At 28.0% G+C, this 25519-nt stretch carries 23 protein-coding genes and 1 other annotated feature; of the genes, 1 reads left to right on the forward strand and 22 read right to left on the reverse strand.

The window, feature by feature from the left end; genetic code table 11:
* Positions 1 to 261 precede the first annotated feature (261 nt).
* The 21 genes from BN2920_RS15065 to BN2920_RS15165 all read right to left on the reverse strand — a co-directional run bounded on the left by BN2920_RS15065 (position 262) and on the right by BN2920_RS15165 (position 23968).
* Complete coding sequence (locus tag BN2920_RS15065) at positions 262 to 1041, reverse strand: ZIP family metal transporter (protein WP_058295805.1); 780 nt, start codon at positions 1039 to 1041, stop codon at positions 262 to 264.
* Between the two features lie 229 nt (positions 1042 to 1270).
* Positions 1271 to 2656: a DUF6179 domain-containing protein gene (locus tag BN2920_RS15070; protein WP_242868393.1), complete on the reverse strand. Its 1386-nt coding sequence runs from the start codon at positions 2654 to 2656 to the stop codon at positions 1271 to 1273.
* A gap of 67 nt (positions 2657 to 2723) precedes the next feature.
* The gene (locus tag BN2920_RS15075) at positions 2724 to 3194 is read right to left on the reverse strand and encodes a DUF6323 family protein (protein ID WP_058295806.1); all 471 of its coding nucleotides are present in this window, start codon (positions 3192 to 3194) and stop codon (positions 2724 to 2726) included.
* A 330-nt stretch (positions 3195 to 3524) separates the two neighbouring features.
* A complete protein-coding gene (locus BN2920_RS15080; RefSeq protein WP_058295807.1) occupies positions 3525 to 4337 on the reverse strand; it encodes a purine-nucleoside phosphorylase in 813 nt (270 codons plus the stop codon).
* Between the two features lie 162 nt (positions 4338 to 4499).
* Positions 4500 to 5072 carry a histidine phosphatase family protein gene (locus BN2920_RS15085; RefSeq protein ID WP_058295808.1) on the reverse strand — a complete coding sequence of 191 codons (573 nt, stop codon included), beginning with the start codon at positions 5070 to 5072 and terminating at the stop codon, positions 4500 to 4502.
* A gap of 71 nt (positions 5073 to 5143) precedes the next feature.
* Positions 5144 to 6490 (reverse strand): MATE family efflux transporter, encoded by a 1347-nt coding sequence (locus tag BN2920_RS15090; RefSeq protein WP_058295809.1) that lies wholly within the window; start codon positions 6488 to 6490, stop codon positions 5144 to 5146.
* Positions 6491 to 6758: 268 nt separating this feature from the next.
* Positions 6759 to 7136 (reverse strand): MerR family transcriptional regulator, encoded by a 378-nt coding sequence (locus BN2920_RS15095; protein ID WP_058295810.1) that lies wholly within the window; start codon positions 7134 to 7136, stop codon positions 6759 to 6761.
* Positions 7137 to 7542: 406 nt separating this feature from the next.
* Positions 7543 to 7806: a hypothetical protein gene (locus BN2920_RS15100; RefSeq protein ID WP_058295811.1), complete on the reverse strand. Its 264-nt coding sequence runs from the start codon at positions 7804 to 7806 to the stop codon at positions 7543 to 7545.
* Between the two features lie 711 nt (positions 7807 to 8517).
* Entirely contained in the window at positions 8518 to 10428 is a 1911-nt protein-coding gene (thrS, locus tag BN2920_RS15105) for a threonine--tRNA ligase (protein WP_058295812.1), read from the reverse strand.
* Between the two features lie 128 nt (positions 10429 to 10556).
* Positions 10557 to 10856: a binding site (T-box leader), on the reverse strand.
* 506 nt (positions 10857 to 11362) lie between these two features.
* Positions 11363 to 11959 carry an FMN-dependent NADH-azoreductase gene (locus BN2920_RS15110; protein WP_058295813.1) on the reverse strand — a complete coding sequence of 199 codons (597 nt, stop codon included), beginning with the start codon at positions 11957 to 11959 and terminating at the stop codon, positions 11363 to 11365.
* 45 nt (positions 11960 to 12004) lie between these two features.
* Complete coding sequence (locus BN2920_RS15115) at positions 12005 to 12886, reverse strand: pirin family protein (protein ID WP_058295814.1); 882 nt, start codon at positions 12884 to 12886, stop codon at positions 12005 to 12007.
* 77 nt (positions 12887 to 12963) lie between these two features.
* The gene (locus tag BN2920_RS15120; RefSeq protein WP_058295815.1) at positions 12964 to 13407 is read right to left on the reverse strand and encodes a MarR family winged helix-turn-helix transcriptional regulator; all 444 of its coding nucleotides are present in this window, start codon (positions 13405 to 13407) and stop codon (positions 12964 to 12966) included.
* Positions 13408 to 13883: 476 nt separating this feature from the next.
* Complete coding sequence (locus BN2920_RS15125) at positions 13884 to 14843, reverse strand: tRNA dihydrouridine synthase (RefSeq protein WP_058295816.1); 960 nt, start codon at positions 14841 to 14843, stop codon at positions 13884 to 13886.
* Positions 14844 to 14947: 104 nt separating this feature from the next.
* Entirely contained in the window at positions 14948 to 15415 is a 468-nt protein-coding gene (locus BN2920_RS15130; protein ID WP_374116997.1) for a GNAT family N-acetyltransferase, read from the reverse strand.
* Positions 15416 to 15601: 186 nt separating this feature from the next.
* Positions 15602 to 16084, reverse strand: a complete 483-nt coding sequence (locus tag BN2920_RS15135) for a DUF2798 domain-containing protein (protein ID WP_058295818.1) — start codon at positions 16082 to 16084, stop codon at positions 15602 to 15604.
* A gap of 348 nt (positions 16085 to 16432) precedes the next feature.
* Positions 16433 to 17827, reverse strand: coding sequence for an NADPH-dependent glutamate synthase (gltA, locus tag BN2920_RS15140; RefSeq protein WP_058295819.1), 1395 nt, complete (start codon positions 17825 to 17827; stop codon positions 16433 to 16435).
* Positions 17827 to 18717 carry a sulfide/dihydroorotate dehydrogenase-like FAD/NAD-binding protein gene (locus BN2920_RS15145; RefSeq protein WP_058295820.1) on the reverse strand — a complete coding sequence of 297 codons (891 nt, stop codon included), beginning with the start codon at positions 18715 to 18717 and terminating at the stop codon, positions 17827 to 17829. The genes gltA and BN2920_RS15145 overlap by 1 nt, the downstream gene beginning before the upstream one ends.
* A gap of 17 nt (positions 18718 to 18734) precedes the next feature.
* Positions 18735 to 19808: a 2,3-butanediol dehydrogenase gene (locus tag BN2920_RS15150; protein WP_058295821.1), complete on the reverse strand. Its 1074-nt coding sequence runs from the start codon at positions 19806 to 19808 to the stop codon at positions 18735 to 18737.
* Positions 19809 to 20039: 231 nt separating this feature from the next.
* On the reverse strand, positions 20040 to 21980 hold the full coding sequence (locus tag BN2920_RS15155; RefSeq protein ID WP_058295822.1) for a sigma-54-dependent Fis family transcriptional regulator: 1941 nt from the start codon (positions 21978 to 21980) through the stop codon (positions 20040 to 20042).
* Positions 21981 to 22301: 321 nt separating this feature from the next.
* Entirely contained in the window at positions 22302 to 22847 is a 546-nt protein-coding gene (locus BN2920_RS15160; RefSeq protein ID WP_058295823.1) for a glutathione peroxidase, read from the reverse strand.
* A 779-nt stretch (positions 22848 to 23626) separates the two neighbouring features.
* Positions 23627 to 23968: a winged helix-turn-helix transcriptional regulator gene (locus tag BN2920_RS15165; protein ID WP_058295824.1), complete on the reverse strand. Its 342-nt coding sequence runs from the start codon at positions 23966 to 23968 to the stop codon at positions 23627 to 23629.
* 126 nt (positions 23969 to 24094) lie between these two features.
* On the opposite strand from BN2920_RS15165, the gene BN2920_RS15170 reads away from it, so the two are divergent.
* Entirely contained in the window at positions 24095 to 24913 is an 819-nt protein-coding gene (locus BN2920_RS15170) for a nitroreductase family protein (RefSeq protein ID WP_058295825.1), read from the forward strand.
* Positions 24914 to 25023: 110 nt separating this feature from the next.
* Here the strand turns inward: BN2920_RS15170 and BN2920_RS15175 are convergent, their stop codons facing one another.
* Positions 25024 to 25494: a pyridoxamine 5'-phosphate oxidase family protein gene (locus tag BN2920_RS15175; protein ID WP_058295826.1), complete on the reverse strand. Its 471-nt coding sequence runs from the start codon at positions 25492 to 25494 to the stop codon at positions 25024 to 25026.
* Between the last annotated feature and the right edge of the window lie 25 nt (positions 25495 to 25519).

Consider the following 25519-nt stretch of genomic DNA (forward strand, 5'->3'; position numbering starts at 1 on the left):
TCTTCTCCTGTTTTGGCAATGCTCCAATTGAAAATTTATTCTTTCTTTCAATTTATATATCTTTTGAAAAATACAGTAATCCATTCGCTCAAATATTTTTTTAGTGCAAACAAATATATAAACTATATTTATAAATTATTCAGTTAAAGATTAAAATATTTTATTATAACCTTATGTATGAAAACTCCACTTTACAGTAAGTTAAATAAAAAATGATTAAACTATTCATTTATTAAAATTAATAGTTTAATCATTTTATTTTTATGATAATGCAACATCTAAAATCATCATAATTACAAACCCTATAGAAAATCCTATTGTTCCAATATTGGAATGCTCACCTTGAGAAGCTTCTGGAATTAATTCTTCAACTACAACATATATCATTGCTCCTGCTGCAAATGATAAAAGATATGGCATAAAAGGTGTTATTAAACCAGAAAACATTATTGTAACAATTGCTCCTATTGGTTCTACCACTCCAGATAATACCCCATAAAGAAATGCCTTGTTTTTACTTAATCCTTCACTTATTAGTGGCATTGATATTATTGCTCCTTCTGGGAAATTTTGAATTGCTATTCCTATTGAAAGAGCAAAAGCTCCTGCAAGAGTTAATAATGCGCCTTCATTCAAAGCACCTGCAAAAACAATTCCAACAGCCATTCCTTCTGGTATATTATGAATAACAACAGCTAAAACAAGCATTGTTGCTTTCTTTAAATTATTCTTCTTTATTCCTTCCGGCTCATTACTATTTGAATGAAGATGTGGAATCAGCTTATCAAGCATTAGTAAAAATAAAATTCCAACTAATACTCCAACTGCTGCTGGAATAAATGATAGTTTTCCCATATTACTAGACATATCAATTGCAGGGATTATTAATGACCATACCGATGCTGCAATCATTACGCCAGAAGCAAATCCAAGTAATGCTTTATTTACAAATGGATTCATTTCTTTTTTCATTATATAAACACATGCCGCCCCTAATGATGTTCCTACAAATGGTATTAATATTCCTACTAAAGTATTCATATGTTCCCCCCTCTATAAAATATATTTTTATATAAATTCACAAAAATCATGATTGCTAAATAATTTATTTAGCTTAAATAATCGTAATAATTAATAATAATTCTTACTAAGATTTTATATTTTTAGCTTTTGTTTGTCAAGAAACTTAATTTTATCCTTACTATTTCAATTTTTCCAAGAGGTTATGAGACTTAAAGTTATATTTTTATTGCTTCTACATTATATGATATTATGCCAGTATTATTCTCTCCTTAATCTTTACCATATTTTCTCTTTCCTCACTAGAAAATTCATCTAAATATGCCTTAAAATAATCATGCCATTCTCTTTCCAAGCCATATACATCAATATATTTTGAAAGCATGATTATCTCCATATTATTTAAAGAATTGAAATATACTACATATTCATCATCAAATAAGCATTCTGAATCAAGCACATCATTTAAGTCAGCTAAGCTTTTAACCTTACTATTAATAATTTCTATCTTTTCTTCTAGATCTGAGCATTCTCTAATTTGCTCTACCACTTTTCTAAACTTTTCATTACTCATTTTTTCTTTATCAATGTATTCAATTATTTCTTCTTCATTTTCTTTTGCAAAAGATACGAAAATATTTTGCAGCTTATCAAGTTGTACTCCTTCATATATGGAATAAGTCATTTTATTTACACATTGATCAATATAATCTACTAAATCATTATTTCTAATTACCAAAATTCTTACACCCTCTTTTCCACACCTTAATAATAATCCTTTTATCTCCTCTTTAGATAATTTTTTTAATTTATCCTTTATTATTTCCCTATCATGCTCGGAAATATGAAGATTTTTAATTTCTTTATTACATATAATTAATCCAAGACAGTTGGTAAGTACAATTTCAAATATATTGAAAAGAAGAAGCTCAGAATTTTTATCATATCCTTTTAAAAGCTTTTTGATATTATCTTCATCAAAATTAAAACAAAATTCATTTTCCAAGTTCAGCCTTTCTAAATAATTTCGCATATATTCAACACCAACATAATCTTTAAGCTCTATTGCAAGCTGATAATCTATAGAACCTGGTGATTCATGTGCTCCAAAGAAATCATCATACTGTTTAAAAAATATTGAAATTCCATAGTTGGCAGTATCATCATAAGAATAGTTACCCACTTTAAGCTTATTTTTCTGAATTCTTTTTAATAAGCTTCTACTATATTCCACATTAGCTTTAATTATTATATTTCCTTTATTCAGCATATCATCTATTGATTCACTTTTTAATTTTTTAAGGATTTCATCCACCCTTTCAAATTGTTTTAAATACACACTTATTGTATAATTTATACATTTAAAAAGATCGTCTGCAGTTTCTAACATTACTGAGCTGCTTTCATCTTTTGTATAATACTTTAATAAAGTCTGTAAGCTTTGTAATCTTTCAAAATATATTTTTTCTACCTCTTTATCTTCTATTAACCTTTTTTCATAAGCTTTGGATAAAAGGTCATTTAAAAAGCATTCTTCACTTAAATCTTCTCTCTTTATAATCTCATACTTTATGATGTTTTCTGCATATTTAATAATATCTTCTTTATCTTCTATAATAATTTTTTCATTACTCAAAGTTTCTCATTCCCCTTCATTAATAAATACTCAAAAGACATTTAACAAGCATCTTAGATATTGGCATTTACCAGTCCTTTTCACCATTAATATTCTTATAATCTTTCACACCATTTCTTATATTATCAGCTATTGTATATAACACTTTTCCTTCTAAAAGTTCTAATGAGCCTTGGCAGTAATTATCAAAATACTCTTTCATTATTTCAATTAATTCATCATCTCCTATTACATCTAATGTTTCATTTTTATAGTTATAAAAAATCTCTACAAGTTCATTTATTGTATCGCTATAATTATATTGTGATATATATGGAGAGTCACAAAAATTCATAATAATTTTATCTATTATTTCACCATTGAACTCTAGTCTTCCAGTCTTAGCAAGTGCTACTTTTCTTGTATTAATAAGTTCTTTTACATCTTTTTCAGTAAGCTGTAATCCATATTCACGTGTCTTTTCATTACATTCAATTATTTCATCATGAATCTTACTTTCTATTAGTTTGTTTTCAAATGAAATTAGATTTTTATCCATTTTTTAAACTCCTCCTAAAATATTTTCAAAAAATATTGACTTTATTTTTTATTTATGTTATGATTAATTATATAAATATATTTATTTATAATACGTTATAATGTTCAATTATATCACTAACAATGTTATTGTCAATGTGTTTTGTATCTTAGAATTAATGAGGTACTATTTTTTTGCGCAAAAAAGGATATAATGTAACTAAAACGTAGTTACATTATATCCTTTTAATTATTATTTTCCTCTAAAAAATATATTTTTCTTTTAAAGTTCATATACCTATAACCTTCATATAAAATATATTTTCTTAAAATGTTATAATAAAATTTAATTTTATATTTCTTCAATGATTTTTTCTACCCATCTGCATAAATCTACAGATGCTTTTTTAGCTGTTTCAACAACTCTTTCATGGGAATGTTTTACTTTTTGTATCCCTGTTGCCATATTTGTAATACATGCTATTCCAAGTACATCCATACCTAAATAGTTAGCAGCAATTGTTTCAGGTACTGTTGACATACCTACTGCATCTGCTCCCATGCCTCCAATCATTCTTATTTCAGCAGCAGTTTCATAGTATGGTCCCATAAATCCTGCATAAACACCTTCTGCACAATCTATGTTAAGTTCTTTTGCTATTTCTTTTGCTTTATTAATAAGCTCTAATTTATATGGCTCTGACATATCTGGGAATCTTGTTCCAAGTCTGTCATCATTAACTCCAATTAAAGGATTATCTCCAAATAAATTTATAAAATCGTTAATTAACATTAATGTTCCTGGCTCAAAGCTTGTGTTTATTCCTCCACATGCATTTGTCACAATAATCTTTTCTATGCCAAGTTGTTTCATAACATAAACAGGATATGTAACTTCTTTCATAGTATATCCTTCATAATAATGAAATCTTCCCTGCATTAACAGCACTTCTACATCTTTTATTCTTCCAAATACTAACTTTCCTTCATGGCCTTTAACTGTAGATACTGGGAAGTTTGGAATATCCTCATATGAAATATATTCTTTGTCTTCTACAACATTAACTAAATCTCCAAGCCCGGAACCTAATATAACACCTATTTTAGGCTTTCTGCTTACCTTAGATTTAATAAATTCTACTGATTCCATTATTTTATTATACATGTTTTTTCCTCCAACTGATTAATATTTGTATGCCATCCGTCTACATTATAATAAACATATCATATTCTGTCTATTCACTTTTTTATATACTATAATATACACTCAAACTATCAATCAAAGAGATTTCTCACAACATTTTATGGATTATAATATTTATTACTTCTAAATATTATGGCGAATAACTTCAACTAGTTTGAATTTTTTATCTTCATATTCATATTTAAAAATACAGCAGTTAGTAAATCCCTTTCTTAATTCTTCTATTGGATCCTGCCACTCTGTTAAAAACTGTAGGCAGGCTCCAGCATGAGATACAGCAAGTACTACTTCATGATCTTCTTTTTCCATAATTTCTGTACATGTTTTAACCATTCTTTCTCTTACCTGAGCTCTTGATTCTCCACCATAATCAAGAAAAAATGTTCCAAACACTTCTTTGTTTTTGGGATTTAAATCTTCACTTTCTCCCTCAAATATACCAAAGTTCATTTCTTTTAAACCTTTTAATCTTGTATAAGGAATACTGTTATCTGTAACAATTTCTAAAGTATCACAACATCTTTCAGAAGTTGAGCTATATGCATGATCTAAAGGAATATCTTTAAAATATTCTCCTGCAACCTGAGCTTGTTTAATTCCAAGCTCTGTAAGTGGAGAATCACAAGCACCTTGAATTTTTCTTCTTAAATTAAACAAGGTTTGTCCATGTCTCATTAAATAAAATGTTTTTTTCATATTTATCATCCTCCCTTAATGTTTATGCATATTAATGTTAAATCTTAGAGTTAACTCCATGTCAACAGTTTTTATTGAAATTTATGTTCCTTAATATATGGATTCTTATAAAATGAATATGCAAGCTGTATACACATAAAGCACCAGATAACTGGTTCACATATAATAACGCCAAAGTATTCAAGACTTGGTATTAATAAAATAACAAATAATATTTTCCCTAATAGCTCAATAATACTTGAAACTAGCGGAATAAGTTTTTCTCCCAATCCTTGTAATGAGTTTCTTAAATTTAAAAGAATACCCAGAATCCCGTAAAATGGTGCATTTATTATTAAATATTTTGCTCCATTGTATATAACAGTACTTTCAGTAGATCCTGATAATATTTTTACCATTGTTGGTGCTGCAAAAAATAAAAATACAGAAATTATTATCCCCCAGCAAATGACTAGAATATTAGCATATCTTACTGCTTTTCTTATTCTATATCCTTGATTCGCTCCTTTATTTTGAGAAACAAAAGTTGATAAAGCCATTGAAATAGTCATACCAGGCATCATACAAAAACTATTAAGTTTACGTGCTGCAGTATGTCCAGCAATGATAAGATAGCCAAAGTTGTTGATTGCGGTTTGCAATATAACTGTTCCTGCAGATACTATAGACATCATAAATCCCATTGAAAATCCTTGCCCTAATAATTCTTTATACAATTCTTTATCAAAAGCAAAATGTTTTTTAGATGGTATAAGAATTGGAGCTTTTTTGTATATATAGATAACACATAATAGAGCTGAAATCCCTTGTGCAATAACAGTTGCAACAGCTGCTCCTTTAATGCCCATATTAAATTCTGTAATAAATAATATATCTAAGACTACATTAATTATTGAAGATATAATAAGAAATACTAATGGCATAACACTATCTCCTATTGCCCTTAATAATCCTGCAAATAAATTATATGCAAACATAACACCAACAAATATAGTTATCACATATATATATGAATACGATTCATCTATTATATTTTCAGGTGTATTTAATAATTCTAATAATGAATACAAAAACAACTTTGATACTATCATGATTACAATAGTTACCAAGATTCCAATAACTATGGACCCAGCTACAGATTTTTTCAATAAATTTTCATCATTTGAACCATAAGTTCTTGCAGTTACTATACTAAGTCCATTACCTATACCTAATGCAAAACCAACTAGTAATTCATATACTGCTCCGCAGGCTCCTATTGCAGCTAATGATGTATCCCCTAAGAAATTTCCTACAATCATTGTATCCATTGTATTATATAATTGCTGAAATATAGATGAAATAAAAATCGGTACTGCAAAAATTACTAATGACTTTAATATGTTCCCCTTTATTAAATCAACTTTTAAACTAAACATAATACTTCTCCCTTAAAAAATAATATTTAAATTTATAAATAATTGCACAACTTATGGTTTAACTGTTGTCTGAAACATTTAAATTTATACCTTTTCATACAACTTTTCATGTTAGCACCATTTACTTAATAAAAATCGCCAAGATGACTATGATATGATCCTCTATAAAATATAAATCGAATAGAATACAATAACTTTAATTAAAACAATCATAAATCAAGCCGAGAATTGCATGATTCCCAGCTTTTAATCTTTACACTATTATAAACTACTTTCCCCAACTTAAAACTCCTGTTAATTCTGCTTCTTCATATCTGCTAATCTTATGGTTTAAACGTTCTAAAGTTTTCTGCATCTCTTTTATTCTTTCTATAAGCTTTTCACGTTCCTCAACAAGTAATTCTTTTCTAGCAGTTATAGTTGAATCTCCTTCTTGATCAAGTGCTACATATTCAATTAAAGTTTCTATTGGCAGTCCAGCTAAACGCATGCATTTAATAAACTCAATCCATTTACAAGCCTCTTCTGTATAGTCTCTTATCCCACTTGACGTACGGTTAATATAAGGTATTAATCCAATACGTTCATAGTAACGAAGAGTATCTTGTGTAAGTCCATACTTTTTACTTACTTCTGAAATTGTCATTTTTATATTCCTCCCATCTCTTTGTTAATTATATAAAATATTTTTGCCTCAACACCAAAATGTGTTCTCGACAGAATTAAGATGTCAATGCACGTTTATTACATTCTAAAAAAATTCTTGCTTCATATTGTCAAGCACAGTTTTTAGTGTTGAGCCATATTTTTATATAAAGTAATTTCAATAAGATTATCAAAATACAAATTATTTGCTTTTGGTTTCATCTTTTTCATCATTACTACTTATACTAATTAAATAAATTTATTATTCCTTCTATAACATATCACTTGAAGTGGACTCAATGTCAAGCTTTTTTTATTTTTTAGGAAATTATATTTGGATATAACCTGTGAACGAGGTGTCCCTTAAGGGTGTAAATTATTTTTGATAATATCATAGTAACTTAATATTATTCTTCCATAGCCTTAATCTTATCATATAAATATTCATTAACCTTCAGAAGATTTATAGAATTAAAAAAATCATCCAAATCATTAAACATAGCCCTTTTATACTCTTCTTTTGGAATTTCAATACATAATTGCCCTAAATGAGAAAAGGTAAGCTCATTGCCAATTTTACCTGCCTCTTTTCCTAATTTCTCTACGAAATAATTTCCAAATAAAATCCCCAAAGCTCCCATTCCTACAATAGAAATCTTATTAATTTTCATACTTATTCACCTCTTAATTTTAAAAGTTATTTCTTAATAATCTAACTAATTATAATTTCCAAATTCCCAAACAAAGCTTTATTATGTGAGCTAAAATCTTTGATATTCTTTCATTATATCATAACACTTCATTACATACCTTAAACAAAATACATGGAACTAAAATTTAGTGAACAACACCGAAATAAAGCTCAGATTTTCAGCATTATTAATATTATATATAAATACATTTTTAAATTATAGAATAGTTATTTAAACAAGTTAATATTTTATCATTTTTAAGAAGGCAACAATATATAAATATAAGAATATAAATTCTTAAGAATTTCCTTATTTTATGCGGGTTAAGGTTAATTTTTATATGTGCCTTAATAATTTTCTGCATTAATTGAAACTATATTTAAAGGAATAAAATAACATTAATCATAACTAAAATAAATTAGGTATTTATGATTTTGGAGAAAACAAAGAAATCCAATATATGAATATGCGTAGTATTGTATTGGAAATTTCAGCTTTTAAATTCTTTGGCAGAGGCTGTTCCAAAATTGTTTGTCCAAAACTTGTTTTTGGAGCAAACATTTTTGGGCACAGCCTCTGTCATTAGAATTTTTAGCTAAAATTTCCCTGCAATCGAGCATATCATATATTGGATTTCGGTTATTATACACTAAATTCTGATTCTACACAATTTATTTATCTTGGACAATATTATAATGATTTACTTATAACTTCATCATTGATTCTATCAATTAATTCTTTTAACTCTAAGCTTCCTTCATCACCATTTTTTCTGCTACGTAATGAAATCTTCTTTTCATTTTCTTCCTTTTCACCAATAACAATAATATAAGGAACTCTTTCATTTCTAGCTTCTCTTATTTTATAACCTATTTTTTCATTTCTATAATCCATTTCAACTCTTATTCCATTTTTCTCTAATTCATTTTTAATCTGTTCTGAATAATCATTGAATTTATCTGATATAGGTAATACTTTTACTTGAACTGGTGCAAGCCATGTTGGAAATTTTCCTGCAAAGTGTTCTATTAATATTCCTATAAATCTTTCTATACTTCCGAAAATTACTCTATGGATAACTATTGGTCTATGCTTTTCCCCATCACTTCCAACATACTCTAACTCAAATCTTTGAGGAAGCTGGAAGTCAAGCTGAATTGTTCCACATTGCCATGTTCTGCCTATGCTGTCTTCAAGATGAAAATCTATTTTAGGACCATAAAAAGCTCCATCGCCTTCATTAACTATAAAATCTAAATTTAATTCTTCTAAAGCACCTTTTAAAGAATCTTCTGCTAAATTCCATTCTTCATCACTTCCCATAGAATCTTCTGGCCTTGTAGATAATTCCACATGATACTTGAATCCAAATTTTGAATATACTTTATCAATAAGTTCTACAACACCTTTTATTTCTGATTTTATTTGATCTGGAAGCATGAATATGTGGGCATCATCTTGTGTAAATGCTCTTACTCTCATAAGTCCATGAAGCGCTCCTGAAAGTTCATGTCTGTGCACTCTTCCAAGCTCTCCAACTCTCATTGGAAAATCTCTATATGAATGCGCTTCTGATTTATATACAAGCATTCCACCTGGACAGTTCATTGGCTTAAGTGCAAATTCTTCTCCATCAATCATTGAAGTATACATGTTTTCTTTATAATGATACCAGTGACCAGAAGTTTCCCATAATTTCTTATTAAGCATAATTGGTGTTTCAACTTCAACATAACCTGCTTCATAATGAAGTTTTCTCCAGAAATCAATTAATGTATTTTTAAGAATTACTCCTTTAGGTAAAAAGAATGGGAATCCAGGTCCTTCTTCTGCAAATGTAAATAGCTTTAATTCCTTACCAAGTTTTCTATGATCTCTCTTCTTAGCTTCTTCTAAGTTATGAAGATAAGTTTCAAGGCTTGTTTTATCTTTAAATGCCACACCATATACTCTTTGAAGCATCTTATTCTTTTCATTACCTCTCCAATAAGCCCCAGCTACGCTTGTAAGCTTAAATGCTTTTACATACTTTGTTGATGGAATATGTGGTCCTCTACAAAGGTCAACATAATCACCTTGCTTATATAATGATATCTTTTCTCCTTCTGGAAGATCATTAATAAGCTCTACCTTATATGGTTCATTCTTTTCTTCCATTAACTTCAACGCTTCTTCTCTTAAAACATCCATTCTTTCAAACTTTAAGTTCTCGTTAATGATATTATTCATTTCTTGTTCTATTTTTTCTAAATCTTCAGTAGTTAATGGTTTTTCTATATCAAAATCATAATAAAATCCATTTTCTATTGAGGGACCTATAGCAAGTTTTGCATCTTTATAAAGTCTCTTTACAGCTTGAGCCATAATATGAGAGATAGAATGTCTAAGCACTTCAACAGCTTTTTCATTATCTGTTGTTAAGATATTTACCTCATCATTATCTTTTAACTTATTGCTTAAATCAACTAGGGTATTGTTTACTTCTCCTACTATTGCATTTTTACCTAAATTCCTGCTTATTAAATTTGCAAGATCTAAAACACTTGAATTTTCTTCAACTTCTCTTAATGATCCATCATTTAATTTTACTTTTATACTCATTTTTCTATCTCCCTTCTAATAATTTATTATCAATTTTTTTCATTACTTCAAAATATAATTAATAAAATTATTAGTAATAATAATATTTTTTTAATTTTAATATAACAAAAAAGCATTCGTCCCAAAAATCTTGGGACGAATGCTAAACATCCATGGTTCCACCCAAATTGAATTAAAAAATTCAATTCATCTTAACTGTTTCTTAACGGTTCTACTAACCGATGACATTTCGCCAAATTTAGATAAACTTCTTATTGCATAAATTATATAAATTCTTGTATGTAATAAAATCTCACTAAATACTCAGCTAATCAGTCATAGCTCCAGGGTAGTTTTTCTTATAGTCATATTTAAAAATGCTCTCAGCCGGTGGCATTTTCTCTCTAAAAATTGTACTCTATAATACTTTTCCCTTTCATTGCTTATTTTATATTTAACTTTAAAGTTATGTGCACTTAACTTTATATTTGCATTATATTCCTTTTAATTTTAATTGTAAATAGTTTTATACAATTAAAACTGCTTTTTATGTTTAAGTAAAAATAAAGAAAGAAGCATCTATATTCATTGAGCTTCTTTCTCTACTTTGCCTACATTTTAAAAATATATAAACTTATATACCAAAGTTAAAATTCAAAGCAATACCCAACATGCCGTTGCTTACATATTCAATACCTGCTCCCTGCAGGTGGGTTAAACTCAACTTACCTCTTATAATCTTCTGCTGCAATTATGGACAATCCTTAATTACAAATTACTGAAGCCCTATATCCATAAGTATATTGTAAATCCCGAATATATTATGTAGGTTGAATATAATAAGCTATTCGTACATCTCAGGTTACTGTATCTCTATTATATCACTTTTTTCTCTTTATTCAATATGAATATTTTGGATTGAAAACATTTTAATTATTTTATTATAATTACCTAATTAAAAATTCTCCGAAAGTAAGCTTGCTCTTTTTATTGCCTCATTAATTTTACCCTGAACATCAGCACCAATAACATCCATATTTTCTAGTGAAATAGTCTCTATATCTGTAATTCCAAAGAATCCTAATATAGTTCTTAAATATCTTTCTCCCATTTCATATGGTGAGTTTGTATAATCTCCACCTCTAGCTACTACATATACTGCCCTTTTATCTTTTAAAAGTCCAACTGGGCCTTCTGCAGTGTATTTAAATGCTATTCCTGTAACACTTATATAATCAATATAGGCTTTCAATATTGCTGGAATGCTTAAATTCCACATTGGCGCCGCAATTATATACTTATCTGCCTCTGCAAATTGATATGCATATTTTAATATTGGGTTATTCTTACTTTCTTCATCTTTAGGTCCAAATAATTTTCCTAAATCATCCGGTCTTAAAAAGTCTATACCTTCTTCATATAAATCTAAAACTATTACTTCATCTTTTGGATTATTCTTTTTATATTCTTCTAAAAATTTATCAGATACCTTAAAAGTTCTTGATTCACCTTCATTTTTTATGTCTGCTTTAATATATAGTACTTTACTCATTTTTCTTCCTCCTGTTAACTTTATCTAGTCTATATAATATAATTATTAAAATTCTTCTATTCCAAACTTACCATTTCTAAAATCTTCATAAGCTTGATATATTTCTTCTGTAGTATTCATAACAAATGGACCATGTGAAGCAATAGGTTCATCTATTGGTTCTCCACTTAATACAATGAAGAGACTTTCCTCTGTTACTGACTCAACTACAATATTACCTTGTACATTATCAAACAAAATAAAATCTTTCTCTTTAGCTTCTGTATCATTATTTATTTTAACCTCACCTTTTAATACAAGTATTCCTGTGTTAAAATTGCTTGGTTCACTTAAAATAGTCTTTCCATGATTTTTTAAATTTACATTATAAAGATTTATTTTAGTAAATGTACTAGCTGGCCCTTTTACGCCATTGACTTCTCCAGAGATAATGCTAATTTCTCCTTGATTATTATCAAGCTTTAATATGCCCATATTTTCTTTTAATAAAGTTTGATATTTAGGCTCTGTCATCTTTTTATCTTTAGGCAAATTAACCCAAAGTTGAATCATATGCAAAGTTCCACCTTTATTATTGAATTCTTTTTCATGATATTCCTTGTGCAAAATTCCTGATGCAGCAGTCATCCACTGAACATCTCCTTGCCCTATAATCCCATGATTTCCTTTATTATCGTGATGTTCAACCTTTCCCTCATAAGCAATAGTCACAGTCTCAAAGCCACGATGAGGATGAGCCCCAACGCCACGAATATTAGATGACGGTTCATAATAATGTGGTGCATGATAATCTAATAATATCATTGGAGATAAACGCTTCATGTCATTTATTCCTACTGGTAAGTATTGTGATACCCTAAATCCATCTCCAACCATATGAAATTCTGGTCCTCTAAATATCTTTTCTATAGTTCTTAAATCTTCCATAATACTCTCTTTTCTATTTATCACTAATTAGTGATAAAATCCTAAAAAAATTTGTTTTTATTTTTATTCTTAAATAATTATATGTTTTTAAATTTTTTAAGTATGCTTTTTAGCATAACTTTCTCTTCGTCATTTAAAATTTGAAAAATATTGCTAATATTCTTAATATGTTTAGGTAAAATTTCCTCTATAAAATCTTTACCCTTTTGAGTCAATGATATTATGCATGATCTCTTATCTTCCGGATCTGCATTTTTTTTTATTAATCCATCCTTTTCTAAATTTTTTATTACTACTGTTATATTCCCAGATGTGGTTAATATCTTTTCTATTAACTCATATATCTTTAAGTCACCTTTATTATATAAAGCTTCTAATACTCCAAATTGAGCCGGAGTAAGTCCGCTTTCTTTGATTGTCTGGTATTCTTTTTTATGAATTTTATGTTCTGCTCTTGTAAAAACAACCAAAGTAGATAAATCTAGTTCATTTTCTTTAATTAACTTTTTTATATCTTTCATGAGCTTAATATATCACTAATTAGTGATATTGTCAAATCATCTTACACAGCTACATATAGAATGTGCATTTATATAAAAAACATAAATTTATAATTTTCCTTACAAAAAAATTGCCAAGGCGACTGTGTAACCTTTTCCTCTCAAAAAATAAATACATTAACAGTCAATAACTTTAATTAAAAGTCTTATGAGCCGTCGATTTTTTTAGCGCATTCTGGATTTTCTGAGCTTGCCGAAGAAAAGGCCAGGCGCATATAATTTTTTTGTTCTTTAGGAAGCTTACATTAATTCATTACAATAATTATCAAAAATAACTTATACCATCAGGGGGCACCCCGTCCACAGATACAAGATAATATAATTCCATAAAGAACAAAAAGCAGGTTAACTCATTCCCGCCTTTTAATATATAATCTCTGTTAAAATTATATAATCTATTTAAAATATTTCACTTTTATACTATTAATCAATGTTTATTATTTAAATCCTCTTAAATTATTTTCTTCTATATTTAAATCATTAAACATCATTGATACAACGGCTTCATATTCATTCGCTCTATTTGCTTTTCTTATCTTCTTTGCATATTTATCACGTTCTGCAAACATATGTATCATATAGAACCAAAATTCCTTCATCTTAAATAGTACATTTTTATCTCCTGAAAGAATTTCTTTATACCCAGTATAAACTGCATCATGAAATGCTTTTAAGGTCGCTTTATCAGCTGCTTTATTATTTTTAATTTCTCCTATTAATCCTGGATTTGCAATAATTCCTCTTCCAAGCATAATACATTCTAAATTTGGACATTCGCTTATCAATTCTTTATATTGGCTAACATTAAAAATATCACCATTATAACAAACTGGATTTTCACTTGAAGATAATGCTTCCTTAAATATTTCCCTATTAGGTTTATTATTATAAAAATCCTTTTGTATTCTTGGATGAACTATAAGCTCTTCTAAGGGATACTTATTAAATATTTTTATTAATTCATAGAATTCATTTGGATCATCTTTACCTATTCTTGTTTTTATTGATATCTTTGCATTTGACTTTGAAAATATTTCGTCTAAAAATCTATCCAGATCTTCTCTTTCAGAAAGAAATCCTGATCCTTTATGCTTAGCAACAACTGTACCTGATGGACATCCCAAATTTAAATTAATTTCATCGTATCCAAAATCTTTTAAAGCATTTACTGTACGAATAAAATATTCAGCATTATTTGTAAGTATTTGAGGTATTATAGGCAGCCCTTCATTATGTGCTGGTAATATATCATTTAATTCCCTTGTAGTAAAGCCTTCATTACTAGTTGGCGAAACAAATGGAGTAAAGTATTTATCAATTTGTCCAAATAAATTATGATATGCATTTCTATATATGTATCCAGTAATACCTTCCAGTGGTGCAAAATAATATTTCATAATTATAAAACTCCTCATTATATCTTGTGTAATAATTCCACATATATTTTATCTATTAATAATACTTTTGTATAGTATATAAAACTATTACACATAAAAGTAAATTATAATTCCTTTTTTAGATATATCATATCAACCAATTGCTTCCCACCTTCAAATATTGGATTGTCATAATTATCAATGAAAAACTTCTTAACTATATGTGATTCAATAAATCCACATTTTTTATAAAATGGTAATGTAAGAGGACTATCTCCTGTTCCAACATACATAACATCACATTTTTCCTTATAGTATTCAAATATATATTGAATTATTTTTTTCCCATATCCTTTTCCATGATATTTTTCATATGTTGCAATATTTTTTAATTCATATATTCTATCCTCTTCCTTTGTTACTACACATATACCTTTTAAATCATCATCGTATAAAGCAAACATATCTCCTCTATTTAAATATTTATCAATCATATCTTCCTGTTCATCTGCTAACAATAACAAATCTAAAAATCTTTTTCTATCATCTTTTATATACTCTACTCTCACTACTTTTAACACCTCTTTATTCATGATTATAAATAAAAATTTCTGCTATAAATATAAGTATAACAGGCATCATATCTAATGAACTACAAATATATATAATTTTCAACCTAAATTATAAGTTCTAGCAAATTAAAATAGTGTATATAAATCAGACATTTATTAACTAACTTATATACACTATTTATATACACTATTTATAATATCAATATTTTATGCTAAAACTTTTCCTTCTGGAAATACTTTTCTAAATATAAATCTAACAACTGGTCCTGCAACAATAAGTTGCACTGGTAATGCCATTATGAAATTTATCGGAATATTCTTTAACCAAGTAATAAATAGATTACTCCAGTCGCCTGATTGTATTGTTACTTCTAAAGCTCCATACATAGACATAATTATTACCATAGGTATCACCATGCATGAAGAAACTGTAATAATTTTTCTTAAAGTTGAACTATCAGGCTTTAATAAATACTTAAATGCAACCATTTTAGCTACTCCTGAAACAATAAACCAATCACAAAACATTGCAAAAACATAAGCAATGGGCATTCCCATCCACGCAGCCTTTATCACATCAACTGAGATTTCTCCCATATGTAAGCTAATATTATATATACTCATCCAAAGTACCATAAAAAAACACATCATTACTGTATAAATTAAACTTTCTCTTTTATTTTGCGGCATTAAAATTCTCCTTTATAAATAAATAATTTATCTCGAGACAAACCCTATTATACATATTATTTTTTGTTTGTGTAAGTATTTTTTTATTTATATTTAAATTATTTATATTTTAAGACCTATATTTTGTTTTTAAAATTTTAAATTTACATATAATAAGGCCTCTACAACTTACTTTCATAAATTATAGAGGCCATATCTTAATATTATTGAGATTATGGGTAATTTAAATTTTTTATAAGATCTACTATATATGATCTACTTATTCATAAGTAAATCATATATTATATCCTTTAACTTTATAATTAAATTTTATGTTAATATTATCAAAGATATATTTAATAATATTACTTATTTTCCTTGTAAGTATTCATCAATAGCTGTAGCAGCTTTCTTACCAGCACCCATTGCAAGTATAACTGTAGCTGCACCTGTTACAGCATCTCCACCTGCATATACACCTTCTTTACTTGTAAGTCCAGTTTCTTCTTCAGCTATTATACATCTTCTCTTATTTATTTCAAGACCTTCTGTTGTAGAAGATATTAATGGATTTGGTGATGTACCAAGTGACATTATTACAGTATCTACATCCATAGTAAATTCTGATCCTTTAATTTCAATTGGACTTCTTCTTCCAGAAGCATCTGGTTCACCAAGTTCCATTTTAACGCATTTCATACCTTTAACCCATCCCTTTTCATCAACTAAAATTTCTGTTGGATTAGTTAATGTATCAAAAATTACGCCTTCTTCTTTAGCATGATGTACTTCTTCTGCTCTTGCTGGAAGTTCTGATTCACCTCTTCTATAAACTATATGTCCTTCTGATCCAAGTCTCACTGCAGTTCTTACAGCATCCATAGCAACGTTTCCGCCACCAACTACTGCAACTTTTCTACCTGCCCTAACTGGAGTTGAATACCCCTCTTCGGCAGCCTTCATTAAATTAACTCTTGTTAAGAATTCATTTGCTGAAAGAACTCCATTTGCATTTTCTCCTGGAATTCCCATAAATCTTGGAAGACCTGCACCAGAACCTATAAATGCTGCTTTAAATCCTTCATTATCAAATAGTTCATCTATAGTAATAGTTCTACCTACTATTACATTAGTTTCTATCTTAACACCCATTTTTTTAATGTTTTCAACTTGCTTTGCAACAACCTTTTCTTTTGGGAGTCTGAATTCTGGGATACCATATTCTAAAACTCCTCCTGCTTTATGAAGTGCTTCAAATATAGTAACATCATATCCCATTTTAGCTAAGTCTCCAGCGCAAGTTAATCCTGATGGACCTGAACCTATAACTGCAACCTTCATTCCATTTTTAGGTGATGTTTCACTTAAATCTACATTATATTCTGTAGCCCAGTCTGCTGTAAATCTTTCAAGCTTACCAATTGATACTGGATCTCCTTTAATTCCTAAGACACATTTTCCTTCGCATTGTTTTTCTTGAGGACATACTCTACCGCAAACTGCTGGAAGTGAACTATATTGTGCAATTTCTTTTGCAGCACCTTCAAAATCTTCATCTTTAACCTTTGCTATAAATGCTGGAATATCTATAGATACTGGACATCCCTGTCTACACTTAGGATTTTTACAATTTAAACATCTTTCTGCTTCTTTTACTGCTTCTTCTTCATTATATCCAAGGCACACTTCTTCAAAGTTAGTAGCTCTAAGCTTAGGATCTTGTTCCCTTACAGGTACTCTTATCATTCTTTCCTTCATCTCCATTACTTATCACCTCCGCATCCGCAACCACCATGGCTATGAGTGTTTCCTTCTTCTTTCTTTAATTGAGCCTTACCTTCTTCTGTCTTATACATTGCTTGTCTTCTCATTGATTCATCATAGTCTACTAAATGTCCATCAAATTCAGGTCCATCAACGCAAGCAAATTTAACCTTTCCGCCAACAGTAACTCTACAAGCTCCGCACATGCCTGTACCATCTACCATTATTGGATTTAAACTTACTGTAGTTGGTATTCCCAATTCTTTAGTAAGCATAGATGTAAATTTCATCATTATCATAGGTCCAATTATTACTGCATGATCATATTTTTTTCCTTGATTATTAACTAATTCTTTAAGCATATCTGATCCTGTTCCTTTAAATCCATATGATCCATCATCAGTTGTTACATATAGATTTCCTGAAACCTTCTTTAATTCTTCTTCATATATTAATAAGTCTTTATTTCTGCTTCCAAGTATTACATCAACATCTATTCCATTCTCATGCATCCATTTTACTTGTGGATATACTGGTGCTGCACCAACTCCACCTGCTATAAAAATAATCTTCTTTTTCTTTAGTTCTTCTATATCTTCTTTAATAAATTCACTAGGTTGACCAAGAGGTCCTACAAAATCACAAACATTTTGTCCGACTTCATATGTAGCTAATTCTTTAGTTCCACTACCTACTGTCTGAAATACTATTGTGACAGTTCCTTTTTCTTTATTATAATCTGCTATTGTTAAAGGAATTCTTTCACCTTTTTCATCATTTTTTATAATAATAAATTGCCCCGGTTTAGCAGACTTTGCTACTCTTGGAGCTTCTATATCCATTAAAAATATATTATTTGTAAGCTCTCTTTTACTAACTATTTTATACATTTATGTTCCTCCTAATTTTATAAAAGCTCTTTTTCTGGAGTTACTAATATCTTAACATGTTTTTTCTTTTCTGGGCCTGTTAATGCACCAAAACCTTCTTCCACTATATCATCTAAATATACTTTCTTAGTTACATATCCTTCTGCTTTTATTCTACCATCGCTCATTTGAGCAATAATTGCTGGGAATTCATGTCTATATGCTAATGTTCCAATAATTTTCTTTTCACTAAATACTAGCTTATTAGGATCTAATTTAGCATCACTTTCCCATATACTTGTTATAACTAAAGTTCCCTCAAATTTTATACTATCAATACCTGTATCAATACCTATTTGAGCTCCTGTAGTTTCAAATGCAACATCAACCCCTACTCCATTTGTAAGTTTCTTAACTTCTTCTACTATATTTACTTCATTTGGATCTAATACTACATCTGCACCGGCTCTTTTAGCATATTCTTGTCTTATGGATTTTCTTTGTAATACTATTATTAATTTTGCACCAGCTGCTTTTAAGCATTCTATAGTTGCAAGTCCTATTGGACCAGAACCTAAAACTAATGCAGTATCTCCAGTTTTAAAGTTTCCTACTCTAACTGAATGTAGTGCTACTGTCATTGGTTCAACTAAAGCAGCTTGTTCATAAGACATTTCATCTGGTATTTTGTGTATGAATTTTTCTGGAAAAACTGTATATTCAGCAAATCCTCCGCCACTTCCACAAAGACCATGGAATCCTAAAGAGGAACATAAATTATATTTTCCTTCTAAACATGCTGGACACTTACCACACGCAACAATTGGCTCAACTATTACTCTATCTCCAGCTTTAAAATTAGTTACATTCTCACCAACTTCTACAACATCTCCTGAAAATTCATGTCCTAAAACTACTGGAGCTGTTGTTCCACTTAACGGATGTGGTTGTCCCACTGGTATAAATATTGGTCCTCCTAAATATTCATGTAAGTCTGATCCACATATTCCACACCATTTTACTTTAATTTTCACACCATCACTTGTAACCTTAGGTTCTTCGATTTCTTCCACTCTAACATCTTTCTTTGCATACCATAAAGCTGCTTTCATATAAAAACTCCTCCTAAAAAATAATTTGTTAATTAATTCACATATATTATTAGCAAAATCCATACCAAAAATATTATAAATTAAAATTTCTTTACGCTAGATTCTCAATATAATTGGTCTTACCTTTATTTTAAAAATAAAATATTATAACTTTATATTCTTTCTGTAAAGAAAAATGTATCAAAACGATACATTTTAAATTATCATTTTGATACACTATTATTATTTTTATCATTTTGATACATATATTTCATATTTTTTTATCTTTCTATACAATGTGGCTCTTCCTATCTTCAATAATTTTGCAGCCAATTGAAGATTACCATTGCATTTTTCTACTGCATATTTTATAGCACTTTTTTCTACTTCCTCAAGTGGAACTATTTTTATTTCTTCATCTATGACTTTTTCCTCATTAATAGTTTCATCTATATGATTATAATTCAAAGTGTTTATGTTCATAAATTCATCTTCACTTAGATAATAATCTCTTTCAACAACATTCTTAAGTTCTCTTATATTTCCCTGCCAATCACATTTTTTTAATTCATTCATGTATGTCTGACTAACTTTTATAGCTTTACCAATATTTTTAGTATTTAAGTTTTGAATAAACTCATTTACAAGTAAATCTATATCATCTTTTCTCTGTCTTAAAGGAATAGTTTTTATCTCTATTACGCTTAATCTATAATATAGATCTTCTCTAAAATTTTTCTTACTTATTTCTTTTTTCAGCATTCTGTTAGTTGCACCAATCACTCTCACATCTAATTGTTTCTCATGTGTTCCACCGACTCTTGTAATCTTCTCATTATCTAAAACTCTAAGAAGCTTACTTTGAATATCTAATGGTAATTCACCAATTTCATCAAGAAAAATTGTTCCTCCATCTGCTAATTCAAATTTTCCTGGATGTCCTTCTTTAGATGCTCCTGTAAACGCCCCTTTTTCATATCCAAATAGTTCACTCTCAACCAATTCACTCGGAATTGATGCACAATTCACAGCAACAAAAGGTCCTTTTGAACGCTCACTATAGTTATGTATTGATTGTGATATTAATTCTTTACCAGTGCCACTTTCTCCTTGAATCAATATATTACAATCACTTTTAGCAGCTTTTTTAGCAATAGTTATCATTTTCTTCATTTCTTCATTATTTGTAATAATGTCTTTAAATTGATATTTAGCTTTATATCCTGCAAATTTATTTACTAATTTATGTATCATTTTAACTTCTGTAAAAGTAATTACCATACCATTATTATTGCCCTTTACATTCAATGGAAATACATCTATAACACATTTTATTATTTCATTATTTATGGAAAAATCACATTCTAGATTATTTAAATATTCACTTTTTTCTTTAAGTATTTTTTCAAAATCAACACCATTTAAAACTTCACCAATATTCATATTCATTGCTTCTTCTAATGATATGTTTAGAATTTTTAGTGCTCTGCCATTTATACGCTTTACTTTCATATATTCATCAGTAACTATCATGCCTTCTGATATTGAATCAAATGTTACATTAAGTAATTTATATGAAATAGCTAATTCCATCTGTTTTTGTATTGATTGAGCTGCTGCAGTAACTATTCCTAATGTATGCGAATTAGCATCGCAATACTTTCCAGACATATTTATACATCCAATTAAATTGTCATCTTCATCATGTATTGGTGCTGCAGAACAAGTCCATGAATGTTGATTTATTCCATAATGTTCTGCCCCTATGGTTTGAATTGGCTTATTGAGATATAAAGATGTTCCTATAGCATTTGTTCCAACTATATTTTCTGCCCATAGCTCACCTTGTAAAAAATTCAATTCTGTTGCCCTTTCCATTATATCTTCGTCACCTATTACATCTAATATATACCCATCTTTATCTGTTAAAAATAAAGCAAAGCCTGACCCTCTAACCATACTATAAATACTTTCCATAATAGGCCTTGCTACTGAAATAAATTCACTATTTCTATTAATTAATTCATTTATATTAGAATGTTTTACATTTCCTTTCCCGTTATAAGGATCAACCCCATGATTAATGCACCTTATCCATGAATCACCAATCTCATTTCTAACTTTAGGACTTACTTTTTTAGTTAAAATAAAATCTCTCCATGCTTTAGCAATAAAATCTATATAATTCTCCATATTTATTTCTCCAATGCTTATATAAATTACTGATTATATTGGGTTAATTATACCATATTACATAAATAACAAACTATATTAAGAACTATGTACTATTTTCTTAATAAACGAAAAGGATGCTGAAAAAATCAACATCCTAATTTCATATTTTATCTGTACTTAATTTCTATATTCAAACCGTAATTTGCATATTTAACTTTATAATACTAACTGTAAGTTTTTTTATTAAACTTATTTTTCATCCAAAATTGTATTGTTACAAATACGCCAACTAATATTGTAACTTCAGCTTCTAATAAAGGAATACTAACGTAATTAATATTACAATAATCCTTTTATATCTTTTGCTATATCTATAGGTTCTATTCTTGATTCATATCTATTTATAACTTTTCCTTCTTTATCAATCAAAAACTTTGTAAAATTCCACTTTATACTATTGCCAATAAGATATTCTGGATAATTTTCCTGTGTTATTGAATATAGTAATTTATCAGTAGCATTATCTTTATCAAACCCCTTAAATGGACACTCGTTCACTAAATAAGTAAAGATTGGATCTGCATTTTCTCCTCTAACATCAATTTTTTCTGATAAGTTAAAGTTCACACCATAATTTAATTGACAAAATTTATTTAAATCATTATTGTTTTCAGGTGTTTGGTTATCAAATTGATTGCAAGGAAATCCTATTATCTCAAGCCCTTGATTTTTATATTCATCATATATCTTTTGTAGGCCTTCTAGTTGTGGTGTAAATCCACATTTACTTGCTATGTTTACAATTAATAATACTTTGCCTTTAAATTCTTCAAGTGATCTTTCCTTTCCACTTATATCTTTAAATTTATAATCATATATACTCATACTTCATTCACCTCATCTTAATTTAATTATAAATAATTTATCTAAATTTAATTTAATTCAATTAATTCTTTTAAAAAATACTTAAGTATTTGTAATTAAAGATCTAAATTTGCCAAAAGAGATTATATGGTTTTATTATTTATCTCTATAATATATTTAGAATTAATCATAACTGATTTTCTAATTTTATTTCACCATATATTATAACCTGATCTTTTTTCGCAATTTAATTTTTCTAAATTCAATTTAACTCAACTGATTTATATCTTTATTATATAACATTTTTTTATTTTGTCAATAATATATTTTGCTAACCATATATAAATCTCTTTGAATATTTTAATCAAATTCCTACAATATTTATCTATAGAATACTCAACTTCATTAGAAATTTTTTCTAACTATTAGCTTATATTCTTTCAATTCTCAATTGCTAAATAAGAGTTTTTTCAATATATACTTTATAATAATTTTTACTTCTTAAAACCTTTTTGTTCAATTTGATAAACTATATAACATTCTTAATTTCCACAACTAAATCCGTATATATCAATAAAATTAAAATATTATTCTTTTAATTTTTAACTGACATAATTTTGTCACATATTATATATATAATTTAAATCATAAAGAGGTAATAAATATATAAATAATCCCCTTTATTTATATAATTTCATTTTCATTATTATTCCCTTATAATAATTTTTTATATCAGCTTATGTCCCCCTACATAAGCTGATATTTTATTTTAAAATAAAATATAATATTAAATAATTCATCTAACTGTTAATTTGTATATTATTATCCTTAGCATATTTTATTGACCATATACAAATCTCTTTGAATATAGGGAGTAAATCAGTGCAATATTCAGCCATAGAATATTCAACTCTAGGCGGAACTTCATTATATACTGTTCTAATTATCAGCTTATCTTGCTCAAGCTCTCTTAATTGCTGAGTAAGTGTTTTTTCAGTTATACTACCTAATAATTTTTTTAATTCTCCAAATCGCTTAGTTCCATTTGATAAATGATATAAAATTCTTAGTTTCCATTTTCCACCTATCAGATCCATATATATGTCAAGAGAATAAGAATACTCCTCTTTTAATTTACTCATATAAAAGCCTCCTAAATATCAATACTGTCTTTAATGATAGTATATATCAAAAATGTGCGTACTTGTAATAAATAATATCACATCCTAAAATAAATTCATAAATATATTTTAAAGGAGCAGGTGTGCATGTATAAAGTAGATATTGAAAAATGCATTGGTTGTGGACTTTGCATAAAAGATTGTTTTGTTAAAGATATTGAATTAATTGATAATAAAGCAAATATAAAAAATGAAAGATGCATGAAGTGTGGACATTGTGTTGCAATTTGTCCAAAAGGAGCTGTATCAACAGATACATATAATATGGATGATGTTAAAGAATATAGTGAAATTGACTTTGATATAAAGCCAGATACTCTTTTAAACTTTATAAAATTCAGAAGAAGTACTCGAAACTTTAAAGAAAAAGATGTTGAAGATGAAAAAATCCTTAAAATAATAGAAGCTGGAAGATTTACTCAAACATCAACTAATAGCCAAGATGTATCATATATAGTGGTTAAAGAAAACATTGATAAATTAAAAGAAATGGTATTTGTTACACTTAATAATCTTGGAGAAAATATTATTAAAAATTTAAATGAAGAAACAATAGTGTTTAAACGCTATGCCGAAATGTGGATAAATATGTACGACGCATTTAAGAAAAATCCTAAAAATGATAGCATATTTTTCAATGCACCAAGTGTAATTTTAGTTGTTTCAAATAATCCAATTAATGGAGCATTAGCTTCTTCTAATATGGAGCTTGTAACAAATGCTTTAGGTCTTGGTACATTTTTTAGCGGATTTTTTGTAAAAGCATCTGAAGAAAATCCTGAAATTAGAAACTTTATTGGATTAAAAGAAAATCAAAAAGTAGTTTCTTGTATGGTAATTGGCTACCCAAATGTAACATATAAAAGAACTGCCCCAAGAAAAGATGCTGAAATTTCTTGGAAATAAAATTTTTCTAAAATTTATATGTTATTAGCAGATTATTATTTAAACCGCTTTAACAAAAATGTGTAAATCATTTTTTGATTTACACATTACTACTATTCTAAATGCTTACTTTAATTGTTTTGCTTACATGACAGTTCTTCTACTTCAAGTTTTATAACTGCTGTAGCATCAACAATTCTTTCATTAAATTCCCAATCTGATTTTCCTGAATAACGTTTCATCATAAGATTAAATATCTTTATCTTTTCATCTATATCTGTAATTAATGAAATCTCACCTGTTCCAATTACGCTTTTATATTTAAAAGAATGATTGCATGGGTTTTCACTTGGCTTAAACATACCGTCAGTATCCAGCTCAAAACCTGCATACTTATTTTTATTAATTAAAGTTATTTTTCTTCCTACTTTAGCACCATGAAAATAAAAAAACTGATTGTCTCCTTCATGTACATAAGCAAAGTTTAAAGGTACTATATATGGCTTATCTCCATCTATAAGAGCTATTCTACAGCACTCACATTTTTCAATTATTTCATCTATTTTTACTGGATCTGTAACTTGTCTATCCTTCTTTCTCATGTTCTTCTTCCTTTCTAATTATTGG

The organism is Clostridium neonatale, assembly GCF_001458595.1.
Lineage (GTDB): Bacteria > Bacillota > Clostridia > Clostridiales > Clostridiaceae > Clostridium > Clostridium neonatale.